Source organism: Pseudomonas sp. Arb-4-2C (assembly GCF_055755015.1).
Genome location: NZ_CM146899.1, coordinates 530,886 through 547,276, shown reverse-complemented (window position 1 = coordinate 547,276; position 16,391 = coordinate 530,886). Strand labels below are relative to the sequence as shown.

Annotated in this window: 11 protein-coding genes; 7 read left to right on the top strand and 4 right to left on the bottom strand. The window is 59.4% G+C overall.

The window, feature by feature from the left end; genetic code table 11:
- Nucleotides 1-5: 5 nt before the first annotated feature.
- The 5 genes from AC0J41_RS02335 (at nucleotide 6) to AC0J41_RS02315 (ending at nucleotide 6,011) form a co-directional block, all read left to right on the top strand.
- Nucleotides 6-659, top strand: coding sequence for an ABC transporter permease (locus tag AC0J41_RS02335; RefSeq protein ID WP_025110428.1), 654 nt, complete (start codon nucleotides 6-8; stop codon nucleotides 657-659).
- Complete coding sequence (locus AC0J41_RS02330; RefSeq protein WP_473014464.1) at nucleotides 656-1,813, top strand: osmoprotectant ABC transporter ATP-binding protein OsmV; 1,158 nt, start codon at nucleotides 656-658, stop codon at nucleotides 1,811-1,813. The genes AC0J41_RS02335 and AC0J41_RS02330 overlap by 4 nt, the downstream gene beginning before the upstream one ends.
- Nucleotides 1,814-2,455: 642 nt before the next feature.
- Nucleotides 2,456-3,619 carry a type III PLP-dependent enzyme gene (locus AC0J41_RS02325; protein WP_025110430.1) on the top strand — a complete coding sequence of 388 codons (1,164 nt, stop codon included), beginning with the start codon at nucleotides 2,456-2,458 and terminating at the stop codon, nucleotides 3,617-3,619.
- Nucleotides 3,620-3,915: 296 nt separating this feature from the next.
- Entirely contained in the window at nucleotides 3,916-4,980 is a 1,065-nt protein-coding gene (locus tag AC0J41_RS02320) for an alpha-xenorhabdolysin family binary toxin subunit A (protein WP_473014463.1), read from the top strand.
- A 29-nt stretch (nucleotides 4,981-5,009) separates the two neighbouring features.
- Nucleotides 5,010-6,011 carry an alpha-xenorhabdolysin family binary toxin subunit B gene (locus AC0J41_RS02315; protein WP_473014462.1) on the top strand — a complete coding sequence of 334 codons (1,002 nt, stop codon included), beginning with the start codon at nucleotides 5,010-5,012 and terminating at the stop codon, nucleotides 6,009-6,011.
- Nucleotides 6,012-6,027: 16 nt separating this feature from the next.
- On the opposite strand, the gene AC0J41_RS02310 is transcribed toward AC0J41_RS02315, so the two are convergent.
- Complete coding sequence (locus tag AC0J41_RS02310; RefSeq protein WP_473014461.1) at nucleotides 6,028-6,804, bottom strand: tetratricopeptide repeat protein; 777 nt, start codon at nucleotides 6,802-6,804, stop codon at nucleotides 6,028-6,030.
- A complete protein-coding gene (locus AC0J41_RS02305; RefSeq protein ID WP_473014460.1) occupies nucleotides 6,801-7,481 on the bottom strand; it encodes a Fe2+-dependent dioxygenase in 681 nt (226 codons plus the stop codon). Before AC0J41_RS02305 ends, AC0J41_RS02310 begins: the two co-directional genes overlap by 4 nt.
- A gap of 206 nt (nucleotides 7,482-7,687) precedes the next feature.
- Between AC0J41_RS02305 and AC0J41_RS02300 the strand changes: the two genes are divergently transcribed.
- Together AC0J41_RS02300 and AC0J41_RS02295 are read left to right on the top strand one after the other, a co-directional pair.
- Nucleotides 7,688-10,033: a TonB-dependent receptor gene (locus tag AC0J41_RS02300; RefSeq protein ID WP_473014459.1), complete on the top strand. Its 2,346-nt coding sequence runs from the start codon at nucleotides 7,688-7,690 to the stop codon at nucleotides 10,031-10,033.
- Nucleotides 10,034-10,284: 251 nt separating this feature from the next.
- Nucleotides 10,285-12,813 (top strand): PepSY domain-containing protein, encoded by a 2,529-nt coding sequence (locus AC0J41_RS02295; protein ID WP_473014458.1) that lies wholly within the window; start codon nucleotides 10,285-10,287, stop codon nucleotides 12,811-12,813.
- 127 nt (nucleotides 12,814-12,940) lie between these two features.
- Here the strand turns inward: AC0J41_RS02295 and AC0J41_RS02290 are convergent, their stop codons facing one another.
- Together AC0J41_RS02290 and AC0J41_RS02285 are read right to left on the bottom strand one after the other, a co-directional pair.
- Nucleotides 12,941-14,482: an alkaline phosphatase D family protein gene (locus tag AC0J41_RS02290; RefSeq protein WP_473014457.1), complete on the bottom strand. Its 1,542-nt coding sequence runs from the start codon at nucleotides 14,480-14,482 to the stop codon at nucleotides 12,941-12,943.
- A 168-nt stretch (nucleotides 14,483-14,650) separates the two neighbouring features.
- Nucleotides 14,651-16,384 carry a PTS fructose-like transporter subunit IIB gene (locus tag AC0J41_RS02285; protein WP_473014456.1) on the bottom strand — a complete coding sequence of 578 codons (1,734 nt, stop codon included), beginning with the start codon at nucleotides 16,382-16,384 and terminating at the stop codon, nucleotides 14,651-14,653.
- Between the last annotated feature and the right edge of the window lie 7 nt (nucleotides 16,385-16,391).

Below are 16,391 nucleotides of genomic sequence, written 5' to 3'. Positions count from 1 at the left end.
AAGTCATGGAATTTCTGAACGCCTTTTCCCACCTCGACTGGCAACAGGTGATGCACCTGACCTGGCAGCACATCACCCTGGTCGGCATCGCAGTGACGCTGGCGATCCTCATCGGTGTGCCGCTGGGCATTCTGATGACCCGGTTTCCGGCCCTCGCCGGGCCTTTGCAGGCCAGCGCCACGGTGCTGCTGACCGTGCCGTCGATTGCGCTGTTCGGCCTGCTGCTGCCGTTCTATTCAAAGTTCGGCCAGGGCCTGGGGCCGATGCCGGCGATCACCGCAGTGTTCCTCTATTCGCTGCTGCCGATCATGCGCAACACCTACCTCGCCCTGACCGGCGTCGAACCGGGCATCCGTGAAGCCGCACGCGGTATTGGCATGACCTTCGGCCAGCGCCTGCGCATGGTGGAGTTGCCGATTGCGGTGCCAGTGATCCTCGCTGGCGTGCGCACCGCCGTGGTGATGAACATCGGCGTAATGACCATCGCCGCGACCATCGGCGCCGGCGGCCTCGGCGTGCTGATCCTCGCCTCCATCAGCCGCAGCGACATGTCGATGCTCATCGTCGGCGCGCTGCTGGTCAGTCTTCTGGCGATCTTCGCCGACCTTCTCCTGCAGTGGCTGCAACGTACGCTGACTCCAAAAGGACTCCTCAAATGATCGAACTTCAAAACCTCAGCAAAACTTTCCAAAGCAACGGCAAAGATGTCAAAGCCGTGGACTCGGTAAGCCTGACCGTCAATGAAGGCGAAATCTGTGTGTTCCTCGGGCCATCGGGTTGCGGCAAAAGCACCACGCTGAAAATGATCAACCGCCTGATCAAACCGACTTCGGGCAAGATCCTCATCAACGGCGAAGACACCACTGATCTCGACGAAGTGACCCTGCGCCGCAACATCGGCTACGTGATCCAGCAGATCGGTCTGTTCCCCAACATGACCATCGAAGAGAACATCGTCGTCGTGCCGAAACTGCTCGGCTGGGACAAACAGAAGTGCCACGACCGTGCTCGCGAATTGATGAGCATGATCAAACTGGAACCCAAGCAGTATCTGCACCGCTACCCGCGTGAACTGTCCGGCGGCCAGCAACAGCGCATCGGCGTGATTCGCGCACTGGCGGCGGATGCGCCGCTATTGTTGATGGATGAGCCGTTCGGCGCGGTCGATCCGATCAACCGCGAGATGATCCAGAACGAATTCTTCGAGATGCAGCGCGCGCTGAACAAGACCGTGATCATGGTCAGCCACGACATCGACGAAGCGATCAAGCTGGGCGACAAGATCGCGATTTTCCGCGCCGGCAAACTGTTGCAGATCGACCACCCCGACACCCTGCTCGCGCATCCGGCGGACGACTTTGTCAGCAACTTCGTTGGCCAGGACAGCACCCTCAAACGCCTGCTGCTGGTGAAAGCCGAAGACGCCGCCGACAACGCGCCATCGGTCAATCCGGACACCCCGGTGGCCGATGCGCTGGAGTTGATGGACGAGCATGACCGCCGCTACGTGGTGGTTACCTGCGCCGAGAACAAGGCGCTGGGTTACGTGCGTCGTCGCGACCTGCACCGTCAGACCGGGACTTGTGCGCAATTCCTGCGCGAATTCAACGCCACGGCGGCGTACGACGAGCATTTGCGCATCCTGCTGTCGCGCATGTACGAGTTCAATCGTTCGTGGCTGCCGGTGATGGATGCCGAGCGGGTGTTCCTCGGCGAGGTGACGCAGGAATCGATTGCGGCTTATCTGAGTTCGGGGCGTTCGCGCGGGATGAAGACCAATATCGTCTCGCCGGCTGAGGCCGTGGTCGCGTAAAAACGCAAAACCGTGGGAGCGAGCCTGCTCGCGAATGCGCAATATCAGTCAGCAATGATGCTGGCTGTGAGAATGCTTTCGCGAGCAGGCTCGCTCCCACAGGAATTGTGTAATTTTATGGTCATTCGCAGGGCGGAAAAAAATCTCAACAGCAGCGTCCGCAGAACCTCTGCAAACAGACCTTCCCAAACAGCCAAAATCCCCCTCACACCCTCGTCTCGCCGCCAACGTCGCCGATGTTGATGCCATCACACTTACCCACGAGTTAGCCGGCAAAAGCCGCGAACGTGCAGGTATTTTTAACACTTTAAAAATCTCTGGGAACATCTGCCCGTCATCTCGGTCGGCTACAAAGAGTGATATCCGCGACGCACGTCAGAAGCGTGCAAAAACGCGACATTTTTAGTTGATCTCAGGCCCCTCACGTCCTAAAGTTCGCGCCGAACGTCCATGCTGGAAACGATCCATCCGGCTCAAGTACTGACGACGAGACAGCAAGGCCAAGGGAAAGAAAGCTACATTTCCCATGGCCTTTTTGCTTTCGGCGACATGCCTTGGGAAGTAGGCGAACCAAAGTGGGGATACGGAGGACGTTCATTTGCACCCATTGATTAACGACGTTTGCCACTAGGAGTCCCAAGTATGTCGATCCAGGTCGAAGACTATTTCGCGCGCGCTACATTCGACAAAATGAAGGCGTTTGCCGACAAACAGGAAACCCCGTTCGTGGTGATCGACACCGCGATGATCGCCCAGGCCTACGATGACCTGCGCGCCGGTTTCGAATTCGCCAAGGTCTACTACGCGGTCAAGGCCAACCCGGCCGTCGAGATCATCGACCTGCTCAAAGAGAAAGGTTCGAGCTTCGACATCGCCTCCATCTATGAGCTGGACAAAGTGATGGATCGCGGCGTCAGCGCCGACCGTATCAGCTACGGCAACACCATCAAGAAATCCAAGGACATCCGCTACTTCTACGAGAAGGGCGTGCGTCTGTTCTCCACCGACTCCGAAGCCGACCTGCGCAACATCGCCAAGGCGGCGCCGGGTTCCAAAGTCTATGTACGCATCCTCACCGAAGGTTCGACCACCGCCGACTGGCCACTGTCGCGCAAGTTCGGTTGCCAGACCGACATGGCCATGGACCTGCTGATCCTCGCTCGCGACCTCGGCCTGGTGCCGTACGGCATCTCGTTCCACGTGGGCTCGCAGCAGCGCGATATCAGCGTCTGGGACGCGGCGATCGCCAAGGTCAAAGTGATCTTCGAACGCCTGAAAGAAGAAGACGGCATTCACCTGAAGCTGATCAACATGGGCGGCGGCTTCCCGGCCAACTACATCACCCGCACCAACAGCCTGGAAACCTACGCCGAAGAAATCATCCGTTTCCTGAAAGAAGACTTCGGTGATGACCTGCCGGAAATCATTCTGGAACCGGGCCGTTCGCTGATCGCCAACGCCGGCATCCTGGTCAGCGAAGTGGTACTGGTTGCACGTAAATCGCGCACCGCCGTCGAGCGTTGGGTGTACACCGATGTGGGCAAGTTCTCCGGCCTGATCGAAACCATGGACGAAGCGATCAAGTTCCCGATCTGGACCGAGAAGAAAGGCGAGATGGAAGAAGTGGTGATCGCCGGCCCAACCTGCGACAGCGCCGACATCATGTACGAAAACTACAAGTACGGCCTGCCACTGAACCTGGCGATCGGTGATCGTCTGTACTGGCTGTCGACCGGTGCCTACACCACCAGTTACAGCGCCGTGGAGTTCAATGGCTTCCCGCCGCTGAAATCGTATTACGTGTAACCCGCACCGATTGAAAAAAGGCCCATGTTTCCATGGGCCTTTTTTATTTGCGCCACGATTATTTATCTACATGATCATCCCGGGCGCGAATCAATCAACGTCACCCGCCAACTTACTGCAATAAACAGCCACATCAAGCCACTAAATACAAAAAGAAAATACACGCAAGCCTTTCATTCAAAACATTCCAAAAAATAACAAATAATAAACAACAACAAGTCACACTCAACACATATACCCGAAAGCATGAATAGTTTTAACCTAAGGACTCAAACACAACCCCAAAGGAACTGAAAGTGCAACCGAGTCCAAATCCGCTTATCACCAAAGACGACATCCGAAAAATAAAAAACTATATCACCTCCGCCAAATCATTGCCGCGCAGCATAGAGGATGTAGAAAAACAATTAAAAACAAAACACACCGGAATTATCGGCCTTGAGCTATTTGATATAGTCGAGCTCAATCACACAATTATTAACAATGCCAGCGCCTGGACAGAAATCGAATATTCGATGAAGCGTGTGGCCGGTAGCCTCGCAACTTTCTCGGAAGATCTGGAAAGTTTCGGTCAGGACATCATCGATGCGATCGTGACGATGCCGGGCTACATAAATTATCTGGGCACTATCGACTCGCTGACCGAGGAGGAAATAAACAGTCTCCCGCCACTGGAGATCGGCAAGACCGAGAAGAGCCGCTTCGGCTCCATCCAGGAATCGCTGGCGTTCATCGCACGATCGATCGGCGAGAAAAAACTCAGCAGCCAGGACGTCAGCGAGCGGCTTAAATACTTTAGGACTGATCTCAACGACAAGGTTTCCACCAAGCTTGGCGCAAAACTTAAGTTGGCCAATGATGAACAAATCAATCGACAGCTTACCGAGCTGAATGTCTCCATCGATCTCGCTCAGCAACGTATCGATGAAAAGACCAGGGAGACCAATCCCAATTTTTTCGAGCATTTCCTTGGGTTTATCAGTATTCACAACGGCGTTGGATCGGTTTGGTACCAGCACCTGGAACGTCAACAAGCAATACATTTACGCCCACTGATTGATCAACGAGATTTGTTGACTGAGCAGGTCAAGCAGAAAAGCATTCTCGCCGGCACGCTCATGGAGTTTCAGGCCGGATTGAGCAGCATGTCGATCTATGTAGAGGGCGCTCTCCAGAGTACCTCGCAACTGGAGACGCTCTGGATCTCCATCACGGACTACATCAGCGCCTCGGAAAATAAAGTCATGGGCATGACCGAATTCCTGAGCCTCAGAAGTTTTGTTTCCAGCTTCAAGGTTGTTCTTAAAAACTGGAAAACTGTCCAGAACAACTCGAACCAACTTATCAGCGCATTCAATTAATAACCCCCTTCATTCGAGAGAAATTTACCATGGCAAACGCCAACTATGCTCAGCCGGACCTCGGCCGTATAAAAGAAAGTCGCGAGGCGATTCGTTATCAAGCGATCATCGGCTCCGCCAATCTCTATATCAAAGCCCTGAGCGATGAATTGATCAGTCTGAATGCTGCCGTCAGTGACTTGGATCTAACGGTGGCCAACACCATCAACTCGGCAATTACAGCCCTGGATGCCGACGACCTGAGTGAAAACCTGCAAGCCCTGGCCAGTCTGAAAGTAGATGCGTCGAACGGTCAGGTTGAAAACGCACGCGAGCGGTATTCGAAAATCGTCACGCAACTGATCAAGTTGTGCACCGAACAAATGACCAGGCTGCACTTGTCGCTGCATAACGACGTGTTCGGTGTGCAGAGCATCACCATCAGCAACAACCGCTTCAGGCTCGAAGAACTGGCCACCGCTAAAATAACTCTGGATCGGGAATACAGCGCCGAGAACATCCCGCTGGCTCAACTGAAAGACGACGAAGCGGTTCTGAATCTGGCGATTACACAGTTTGAAAAACTGACATTCATAGATCGAATCAAGCCTTTGTTCGAACAACTGAAGGCGATGATTGGCAACAAGCCAAAAACCCCTGAAGCCGCGGCACTGGAAGCAGGACTGATTGTCGCCAACAAGTTTCTGGACGAAGCCAACGAGTTGATCAAATACAAGGACCTGATCCGGGCGCGACAAATCATCCAGATGCGCCTTGCTCAGCGCGAGGAGCGCGTGGCTTCCCTGGCAAAACAACGGCAGGACAACGACGACAAGAGCCGTCAGTTGAACGATACGCAGAAGGTCGTGCCACACCAGCAAGCGTATGTCAGCGAAACCGGAAAATTGACCGATGCACTGTCAGCGTTCCTCGGCGCAGTCAGGGCTACACCGAACGAAGACGTCCTGCTGTGTGGCGAGCGAATGCTTGAACACAGCCAGGCGTTGCGCAATTACCTGATCCCACTGCAGGGACGCTGGTTACGAGGCTGATCGCTGCCCCTGCCCTTCATTGCCAATGAAGGGCAGGAACCTCGCCGCCGAGGGCAGACAGTCGCTGATGGTACTCGGCGCCCATGGCGCGTATCTGCCGGTGCGGGGACGCGAGCAGCGACTCGCTGCTGACCTGCAAGAACTTCACATTGCCGATCACCAGCGCCTTGGCAAGCCATTGCAATGCTTCTTCGATTCGCCCCGTTTCGGCCAGGATTGCTGCATGACTGAACTGCCCGCGAAAGTCCCCGCCCTCAGCCGACCGTCGATACCAGTCGTGCGCCGCGGTCCGATCCATCGGGCACGCCCGCCCCTCTTCCAGATAACGGCCGAGCAGATTCATCGATTTGGCGTGCCCGACTTCAGCGGCGCGCCGATACAGAGCAAGTGCCTGAGCCTGGTCCTCAGACACACCGCGTCCGGTGGCCAACAGATTCGCCAGGTTGTACATCGACCAGTCAAACCCGCTGTCCGCAGCGATTCGATAATGCTGCGCGGCAATCGTGGCATCCGCCACACAACCCCATCCATGTTCATGACAACGGCCGAGCATATTGCGCGCCATCAGATGCCCTTGCCCGGCAGCGATGCCGAACCAGCGCAGCGCCAGCGGCAGATCCTGGGCGATGCCGCGGCCGTCGAGCAGAATTTGTCCGAGCAGCGCCTGCGCTTCGACAATGCCCTGGCCGGCCGCGAGCAGAATCGCCTGCGCGGCACGGGCCGGGCTTTCTTCGAGCATGGCGCTGAGCTGCGTGCCGTCGAGCACTTCTTCGCGCCGCAGTTGGTAACTCATACCTCGACCCAGCGCCGCAACAGATTGTGATAGGTGCCGGTGAGGCGGATCAGCGACGGGTGATCGGGCATGTCTTGCGTCAGTTGCTGGATCGCCCCGTCCATTTCGAACAGCAGCGCACGCTGGCTGTCTTCGCGTACCAGGCTTTGCGTCCAGAAGAACGACGCATAGCGCGCACCGCGGGTGACGGCGTTGACCTTGTGCAGGCTGCTGCCCGGGTACAGCACCATGTCGCCGGCGGGCAGCTTCACTCGCTGGGTGCCAAAGGTGTCCTGGATTTCCAGCTCGCCACCGTCGTAATCCGCAGGCTCGCTGAAAAACAGCGTGGCCGACAGATCGGTGCGCACCCGCTCGATACTGCCCTTGGGCTGGCGCACCGCATTGTCGATGTGAAAGTCGAAACTGCCACCGGCCGTGTAGCAGTTGAGTAACGGCGGGAACACTTTGTGCGGCAGTGCAGCGGACATGAACTGCGGGTTTTTCCACAGCCGTTCGAGCATCGCAGCACCGATTTCCTTGGCCAGTGGATGGCCTTCCGGCAACTGCAGGTTGTGCTTGGCCTTGGCCGATTGAAACCCGGCCGTGATCTTGCCATCGGCCCAGTCGGCCTGTTCCAGAGCCTCGCGGATGCGCCGCACTTCGTCTTTCGCGAACAGAGCGGGGATGTGCAGCAGCATGTCGAAGTCACCTGATGGCAAAGAGGCGGCAATGGTATTGATTCTTATTGGCTGTGTAAAACCCGCTAGACGAATGAACTGGCAAAAACCGTAAGGTTAAATTGTAAAGAATGTAAATTCAGTACGGATAGCAATGTTTCGCAATTGATACGAATACCTGTTTACCCTATATTCCGCCCCCTCAAATCCTTGGGGAGGGAATAAAAATGGCACGTCAACACGCACAATTACCGGTCAGTTCACCACGTCTGCTCGCTTCCGCCATCGGTGTGGCAATCACCGCCGGTTCCGCTGGCCAGATGGTGTTCGCCGCCGAGAAGACCGACAGCAAAGCCTCCGGCAATGCCATCGCCCTGGACGCTACCGCCATCACCGGCCAAGCCCAGGACTCGACGTCCTATCAGGTCGAAAAAGCCTCCTCGCCCAAGTACACCGCACCGCTGGTCGACACACCGCGCTCGGTGACCGTGATCCCGCAACAAGTTTTGAAAGACACTGGCGCCCTGAACATGCAGGACGCGCTGCGCACCGTACCGGGCATCACTTTTGGCGCCGGTGAAGGTGGCAACCCGCAGGGTGACCGTCCGTTCATCCGTGGTTTCGACGCCCAGGGCGACACCTACCTCGACGGCGTGCGTGACACCGGTTCGCAGAGCCGCGAAATCTTCGCCGTAGAAAACATCGAAGTCAGCAAAGGCCCGAACTCGGCTATCGGCGGTCGCGGCGCGGCCGGTGGCAGCATCAACCTGGTGAGCAAGAAAGCGCACCTGGGCAACTCCTTCGACGGCGGCTTCACCTGGGGCTCCGACCAGACTCAGCGCTACACCCTGGACGGCAACTACCAGTTCAGCGACACCGCTGCCGGCCGTCTGAACCTGATGAGCCACGAGAGCAACGTCGCCGGGCGTGACAGCGTCGACTATGACCGCTGGGGTATCGCCCCGTCCCTGGCGTTCGGCCTTGGCACCGACACCCGCGTCAATCTCGATTACTACCATCTCGAAAGCAACGACACCCCGGACTCGGGCATTCCGTACACCATTCCGGCCGGTGGTTCGGCTGCACGCACCAAGTCCAACCCGGACAAACCGTACTCGGGTGGCGATCACAGCAACTTCTATGGACTGGACGGTCGCGACTTCCGCAAGGGCCGCACCGACACCGCGACCTTCGCCATCGAGCACGACCTGAGCGACTCGCTGACCATCAAGAACACCCTGCGCCACGGCACCAGCATGCAGGACTACATCCTGACCCAGCCGGACGACAGCAAGGGTAACGTCAACAACGGCAGCGTCTGGCGTCGTGCGAATACTCGAGTGAGCAACACCGAGACCACCACCAACCAGACTGACCTGTTCGGCAACTTCTACGTCGCCGGCTTCAAGAACAGCTTCTCCACAGGTGTCGAATACACCTACGAGGAAAGCAAGAAATCTTCGTACAACGTCAACACTGACACGACGCCGCGCTCGGCTGGCAACTCCAGCAGCAACTGCACCCCGTCGATGATCGGCGCGTCCAGCGGCTACAACTGCACTTCGCTGTCGAATCCGAACCCGGGTGACCCGTGGAACGGCGCAATCTCGCGCAACTACGCCGGTACCGACACCAAGGCCAATACCTACGCCCTGTATGCGTTCGACACCCTGGAGTTGTCCGATCAGTGGCTGGTGAACATGGGCCTGCGCTATGACCACTTCGACACCAAATACCGTACCTACGATGGCTCCGGCGCGACCGTCGTGACCAAAGGTATTGAATCGAAGGGCAAGGACACCAGCGAGTTCGTCACCGGCCAGTTCGGCGTGGTCTACAAGCCGGCGCCAAACGGCAGCATCTACGCCTCGTATGCCACCTCCGCCACACCACCGGGCAGCACCCTGGGTGAAGGCATGGACGGCAACCCGTTGGGCGGCACCACCGATCGCAGCGGCAACCTGCTGAGCAGCGACATGGAGCCGGAAACCACCAAAAACTACGAAATCGGTACCAAGTGGGATTTGCTCAATGATCGCCTGTCGCTGACCGCCGACATCTTCCGCACCGAGAAAGACAACGCGCGCGTTCAAGTCGATACCACCTCGTACGAAAACGTCGGCAAGACCCGCGTGCAAGGTATCGAGCTGTCGGCCAGCGGCAAGCTCACCGACAAGTGGCAGGTGTTCGCCGGTTACGCCTACATGGACAGCGAGCAAGTGGACGGTGGTGACCTGCCGGCCAACAAAGCCAACAACGGCAACGAGCTGCCTAACACGCCGAAAAACAGCGCCAGCCTGTGGACCACCTACCAGGTCACGCCAAAGCTGACCATCGGTGGCGGTGCGTTCTATGTCGATGACGTGTTCGGCAGCGTGGCCAACACCACCATGGTCGACTCGTATGTGCGTTACGACGCCATGGCGGCCTACAAGCTGACCAAGAACGTCGACCTGCAACTCAACGTGCAGAACCTGACCAACGAAACCTACTACGACAAAGCCTTCGCGACCCACTTCGCCAATCAGGCGGCGGGCCGTACGGCGCTGTTGAGCACCAACTTCCACTTCTGACCGATGTTGTAAATGTGCGAGAACCTGTAGGAGTGAGCCTGCTCGCGATGAGGTCGTGTCAACCAGCGAATGGATTGACTGATCCACCGCTATCGCGAGCAGGCTCACTCCTACAAAGGCATGCGCCGCGAGATCATGGCCCCGTTCATTCATTTGAACGGGGCCTTTGTGCGTAATCAAAGAAGCTCTCGACAACCCACGGCATAATGCGCGCCGTGATGACATATTTTCGAACGGACAAGGCGAGCGACGTGTTGAAGAAAACCCTGTTCCAGCTGCACTGGTTTTTTGGCATCACTGCCGGGCTGGTGCTGGCCCTGATGGGCATTACCGGTGCCGCCTATTCGTTTCAGGACGAAATTCTGCGGGCGCTGAACCCGTCGGTATTGCAGGTGGAAAAACAGGTCGCCGGCGTCCTGCCTCCAGTCGAGCTGGTAGAGCACATCGAAGCAACCTCCGGCAAAAAGGTCTCGATGCTCTGGGTCGAGACTGACAGCGGCAATGCTGCGCGCGTCTACTTCACCCCGCCCAAAGGCGAGCGCCGTGGGGAGATGCGCTATTTCGATCCGTACACCGGCGAGTTCATGGGCGACGCCGTAGGCCAGGATTTCTTCGGCCTGATGTTGCAACTGCACCGCTTCCTCGCCATGGGCGATACCGGGCGCAACATCACCGGCGCGTGCACCCTGACCCTGTTGTTCTTCTGCCTCTCCGGGCTGTACCTGCGCTGGCCGCGACAGTGGAACAGCTGGCGCGTGTGGCTGACCCTCGACTGGAAGAAAAAGGGCCGCAGCTTCAACTGGGATTTGCACTCGGTGGCCGGCACCTGGTGCCTGCTGGTGTATCTGCTGCTGGCATTGACCGGGTTGTCCTGGTCGTACGAGTGGTACAACAAAGGCCTGACCAAACTGCTTTCCGATGCGCCGCAAAACGAGCGGGTGCGCGGCGGTCGCGGCCCGGCGCCGGAAGGCCCGGCACCAACCGCCGACTACGCGGCAATGTGGAGCAGCATCTACAGCGCGGCCGGCCCGGGCCTGTCGGCCTACAACATCCGTATGCCGCCAGTGGCCGGGCAACCGGCGACCGTGTTCTACCTGCTCGACAGCTCACCGCATGAGCGCGCCTTGAACCAGATCACCCTCGACCCGGTCACCGGCATCGTCAAACGCGTCGACCGCTACGCCGACAAGAGCTTCAAGGCGCAGTTGCTGACCAGCATTTACGCGCTGCACGTCGGCAGCTATTTCGGGCTCGCCGGACGGATCATCGTCACCCTCGCCGCCTTGTGCATGCCGCTGTTTTTCATCACCGGCTGGTTGCTGTATCTGGATCGTCGGCGCAAGAAAAAGCAGATTCAGGACGCGCGCAAAGGCCTCGAACAACCGGCTGGCAATGCACCTGGATGGCTGATCGGTTTCGCCAGCCAGAGCGGTTTCGCCGAGCAACTGGCGTGGCAGACTGCCGGACAATTGCAGGCCGCCGGGTTGCCGGTCAAGGTGCAGCCATTGGCGGATGTCAGCGCGCAGGATCTGTGTGAATCGAACAACGCGCTGTTCGTGGTCAGCACCTTCGGCGACGGTGAAGCACCGGACAGCGCTCGCGGCTTCGAACGCAAAGTCCTGCGCAACGCCGCGAGCCTCGATGGCCTGAACTACGCGGTACTGGGTCTGGGTGACCGTCAGTATTCGCACTTCTGCGGCTTCGCCCGACGCCTGCATCAATGGTTGAGCGAGCACGGCGGCAAGACCCTGTTCGCCCCGGTCGAAGTCGACAGCGGCGACCCGTATGCCCTGCGTCACTGGCAGACTCAACTCGGGCTGCTCACCGGGCAAACGCCAGTCGACACCTGGCAAGCGCCGAGTTACGAAAACTGGACGTTGGTGCGCCGCGAACGGCTGAACCCCGACAGCAGTGGTTCGCCGGTTTACCTGTTGGGCCTGAGCGCACCGAGCACCAGCAGCTGGCTGGCCGGCGATCTGGTGGAAGTACTGCCGCGCAATTGCGCATGGGCGGTCGAGCATTTCCTCGACGGCCTCGGCATTCGTGGCGAAACCAGCGTGAAGATCAACGGCCTCGAAGAGCCGCTGGAAGTCGCCCTCGCCTCGCGTCAGTTGCCGGAGCACCGCGCCCATCTGGTCGGCCTGCACGCGCAGGCGCTGGTCGATGCGATGGTGCCGCTGGCGATGCGCGAGTACTCGATTGCGTCGATCGCCGCTGACGGAGTGCTGGAGCTGATCGTGCGTCAGGAACAACACAGCGATGGCAGCCTGGGCATCGGTTCCGGCTGGCTGACCGAGCATGCCCCGGTCGGCGGCAGCATCAGCCTGCGCGTGCGCCGCAACAGTGGCTTCCACCTGCCGAACCAACCGGTGCCGATGATTCTGCTGGGTAACGGCACCGGTCTTGCCGGGTTGCGCAGCCTGCTCAAGGCGCGCATCGCCGACGGCCAGCAGCGCCACTGGCTGCTGTTCGGTGAACGTAATCGTCAACACGACTTCCTCTGCCGGGCAGAGCTGGAAGAGTGGTTGATCAATGGCGATCTGGCCCGACTGGACCTGGCGTTTTCACGGGATCAGGCGCAGAAGATTTACGTGCAGGATCGCCTGCGCGAATCCGCTGACGAGCTGAGGCAATGGCTGGCCGACGGTGCGGTGATCTACATCTGCGGTAGCCTTCAGGGCATGGCCGCCGGCGTGGATCAGGTGCTCAACGACATCCTCGGCGCCGCCGAAGTCGAACGCCTGATCGAACAGGGCCGCTACCGCCGCGACGTTTACTGAGATTACTCACCCTCCTGTGGGAGCGGGCTTGCTCGCGAACGCGGTGTGTCAGCGGAGTCGATGTCGACTGACACGACGTCTTCGCGAGCAAGCCCGCTCCCACAAGGAAGTTGCAGTGCCGGTTAAATCACACCGGTTGCAACTTCTGTTCAAACACGCTCACCCCATTCAAATCCCGCAACACCACGCTCATCTCCCCGCTCTGCCCCTCAATATTCACCTCGCCAAAAAACTGAAAGCCGGCAAACGGTGAGGCGTTCTGGGTGGGCGGTGCCTTCTGGAACACCACTTCCGGGCCAAAGGTCTTGTCCAGCGGATTGGGGCCGAAGCTCCCGGCATTCAACGGCCCGGCGACAAACTCCCAGAACGGTTCGAAATCCTGAAACGCCGCACGGTCCGGGTGGTAGTGATGCGCCGCGCAGTAATGCACGTCGGCGGTGAGGAACACGAAATTGCGCACTTGCTGCGCCCGCAGAAAACCGAGCAGCTCGGCAACTTCCAGTTCACGCCCCTGAGCCGGGCCGGGATCGCCGTTGGCCACTGCTTCCCAACGCGCCACGCCCGGACTGACTTCACCGTCCGGCACACCGAGGCCGATCGGCATGTCGGCGGCGATGACCTTCCACTGCGCCTTGGAGTGCTTCAGCCCACGCTTGAGCCAATCCAGTTGCGCACGCCCCAGGAACGGTTTCGCCGCGCCGAGATTGTCGTCATTGGCGCCGCGATAGCTGCGCATGTCGAGCACGAATACGTCGAGCATCGGCCCATAGCTGAGCTTGCGATAAATCCGCCCGCCACCGTCGGCCGCCTGCAGGCGCATTGGCGAATATTCGAGCCAGGCTTTGCGCGCACGGCCAACCAGGGTGTGGATATCTTTTTCCTGATAACGCTCGTCGAGTTGTTTGCCCGGCGACCAGTTGTTGACCACTTCGTGGTCGTCCCACTGCCAGATCTGCGGCACTTCGGCGTTGAAGCGGCGGATGTTTTCGTCCATCAGGTTGTAGCGGTAGTTGCCGCGATAGTCGTCCAGCGTCTGGGCGACTTTGCTCTTGGCTTCGGTGGTGAGGTTGCGCCACACGCGATCACCTTCGGTGGTCAACTGCGCCGGCACCGGGCCGTCAGCGTAGATGGTGTCGCCGCTGTGGATAAAGAAGTCCGGCAGGCGCAGGCGCATGGATTCGTAGATGCGCATGCCGCCGATGTCCGGGTTGATGCCGAAGCCCTGGCCAACGGTGTCACCGCTCCACACAAAGCGGATGTTGCGCCGCGCGGTCGGTGCGCTGCGCAAGTGACCGAGCCACGGTTCGCTGGCGACGCCGGTTTGTGCGTCCTTGAAATACACCCGATAGAAAATCGCCTGATCGGCGGGCAGCCCAGTGAGTTCAACCCGTGCGGTGAAATCCGTGTGCGCATCGGCCAGTGGCGAGACCACACGGCGCGGGTGGCGAAACTGGCTGCGGGTGTCCCACTCGACCACCATCCGCGCAGGGCGGTCGCTGCGGCTCCAGATCATCGCGCGGTCACCTTGCAGGTCGCCGGACTGCACGCCGTCAGTCAGTTGTGGTCGATCCTTGACCGACGCGATCACCGCCGGCGCCAGCCCCGGCATCAACAGACCGGCACCGACCACTTGCATGACGCGCCGCCGACCCGGATTGAAATCGCTCATGGTGTTCTCCCTGAAAAAAGGAAAACTTAAGCACGGGATGATGAATCCGGCATGACAACACCTCCCCCTGTGGGAGCGGGCTTGCTCGCGAAGGCGTCGTGTCAGTCGATATTTCTTTGACTGACATACCGCTTTCGCGAGCAAGCCCGCTCCCACAGAGGATCTGTGTCAGGCTTTGGCAGGTTCCATCGCCAGTTCCACGGCTTCCGGGCGTTTGACTGTCGCGTAAACCACCGCCGTCAACAGACTCCCCGCCACAATCGCCAGCAGATACAACAACGCATGATTGATCGCATTCGGAATCGCCAGCACAAACAGACCACCGTGTGGCGCCATCAGTTTGCAGCCGAAGTACATCGACAACGCCCCGGTCAACGCACCACCGGCGATGCTCGCCGGGATCACCCGCAACGGGTCTTTGGCGGCAAACGGAATCGCCCCTTCGGAGATGAAGCACAGTCCCAGCACCAGCGCCGCTTTACCGGCCTCGCGCTCGGTCTGGGCGAACTTGCGCCGGGCGATGAAGGTGGCGATGCCCAGCCCGATCGGCGGCACCATCCCGGCGGCCATGGTCGCGGCCATCGGCGCGTAACTCTGCGACGCCAGTAGCCCCACCGAGAACGCATACGCTGCCTTGTTGATCGGCCCGCCGAGGTCGACGCACATCATGCCGCCGAGCAACACGCCGAGCAGGATCGCGTTAGTGGTGCCCATGCTGTCGAGGAAATGTGTGAGCGCCGCGAGCATGCCGGCGACCGGTTTGCCCACCACGTAAATCATCACCAGCCCGGTGATCAGGCTGGCGAACAACGGGATGATCAGGATCGGTTTCAGCGCTTCGAGGCTCTGCGGCAATGCCACGTAACGACTGATCAGCCTGGCCGCATACCCGGCGATAAACCCGGCGACGATACCGCCGATGAAGCCGGCGCCCAACGTGCTCGCGAGCAAGCCGCCGATCATCCCCGGCGCCAGGCCCGGACGGTCCGCAATCGAGTAGGCAATGTAACCGGCCAACAACGGCACCATCAGCTTGAACGCAGTCTCGCCGCCGATCTGCATCAGCGCCGCCGCCAGCGTGCCCTCTTCCTTGAACGCGGTAATGCCGAAGACGAACGACAACGCGATCATCAAACCACCGGCCACCACCATCGGCAGCATGAACGACACCCCGGTCAGCAGGTGTTTGTAGACCCCGGTTTTCTCTTGCCTGGCCGGCGCCTTGCCGTCATTCGCCGCGCTCTCCACCTGAGCGTCGGCGAGGGCTTTTTTCAGCGTCGCTTCAGACTGCTTCAACGCAATGCTGGTGCCGCAGCGATAGATTTTCTTGCCGGCGAAACGTTCGGTGGCGACTTCGATATCCGCCGCCAGCAACACCACATCGGCCTCGGCAATCGCCGTCGCGCTGAGCGGGGTTTTCGCGCCGACCGAGCCTTGGGTTTCGACGTGCAGTTCATAGCCCAGACGCTTGGCGGTTTGCTGCAACGCTTCGGCGGCCATGAAGGTGTGGGCGACACCGGTCGGGCACGCAGTGATCGCAACGATGCGCGGCGCACGTTGCGCAGCGGCTGCCGGGGCGGCGTTGGTGGCAACGTATACTTGCGCCTCTTCGGCACCACGGCGCAGCACAGCGTCGATGTCCTGCAGCGCCTGCGCCGGGGCAATACGGAACACCCGTTTGCCGACAAAACGCGTCATGTTGACGTCGCCGGTGGTCACCAGCAACACCCACTCCGCCGCGGCGATGGTGGCGGCTGACAGTTCACGTTCCGGGTGCGCCGCATCCACCACCTCGACGCTGGTGCTCCAGCCCTGACGCTGAGCCGCGGCGTCGAGCAGACGGGCGCACAGCACACTGGTGACCATGCCGTTCGGGCAGGCCGTGACAATGGCTAACTTCATGACAAAC

What these genes read in the sequence shown, in the direction of transcription:
- AC0J41_RS02335 (WP_025110428.1), top strand. Translation starts at nt 6, where the DNA reads ATGGAATTTCTGAACGCCTTTTCCCACCTCGACTGGCAACAGGTGATG.
- AC0J41_RS02330 (WP_473014464.1), top strand. Translation starts at nt 656, where the DNA reads ATGATCGAACTTCAAAACCTCAGCAAAACTTTCCAAAGCAACGGCAAA.
- AC0J41_RS02325 (WP_025110430.1), top strand. Translation starts at nt 2,456, where the DNA reads ATGTCGATCCAGGTCGAAGACTATTTCGCGCGCGCTACATTCGACAAA.
- AC0J41_RS02315 (WP_473014462.1), top strand. Translation starts at nt 5,010, where the DNA reads ATGGCAAACGCCAACTATGCTCAGCCGGACCTCGGCCGTATAAAAGAA.
- AC0J41_RS02310 (WP_473014461.1), bottom strand. Translation starts at nt 6,804, where the DNA reads ATGAGTTACCAACTGCGGCGCGAAGAAGTGCTCGACGGCACGCAGCTC.
- AC0J41_RS02305 (WP_473014460.1), bottom strand. Translation starts at nt 7,481, where the DNA reads ATGCTGCTGCACATCCCCGCTCTGTTCGCGAAAGACGAAGTGCGGCGC.
- AC0J41_RS02300 (WP_473014459.1), top strand. Translation starts at nt 7,688, where the DNA reads ATGGCACGTCAACACGCACAATTACCGGTCAGTTCACCACGTCTGCTC.
- AC0J41_RS02290 (WP_473014457.1), bottom strand. Translation starts at nt 14,482, where the DNA reads ATGAGCGATTTCAATCCGGGTCGGCGGCGCGTCATGCAAGTGGTCGGT.
- AC0J41_RS02285 (WP_473014456.1), bottom strand. Translation starts at nt 16,384, where the DNA reads ATGAAGTTAGCCATTGTCACGGCCTGCCCGAACGGCATGGTCACCAGT.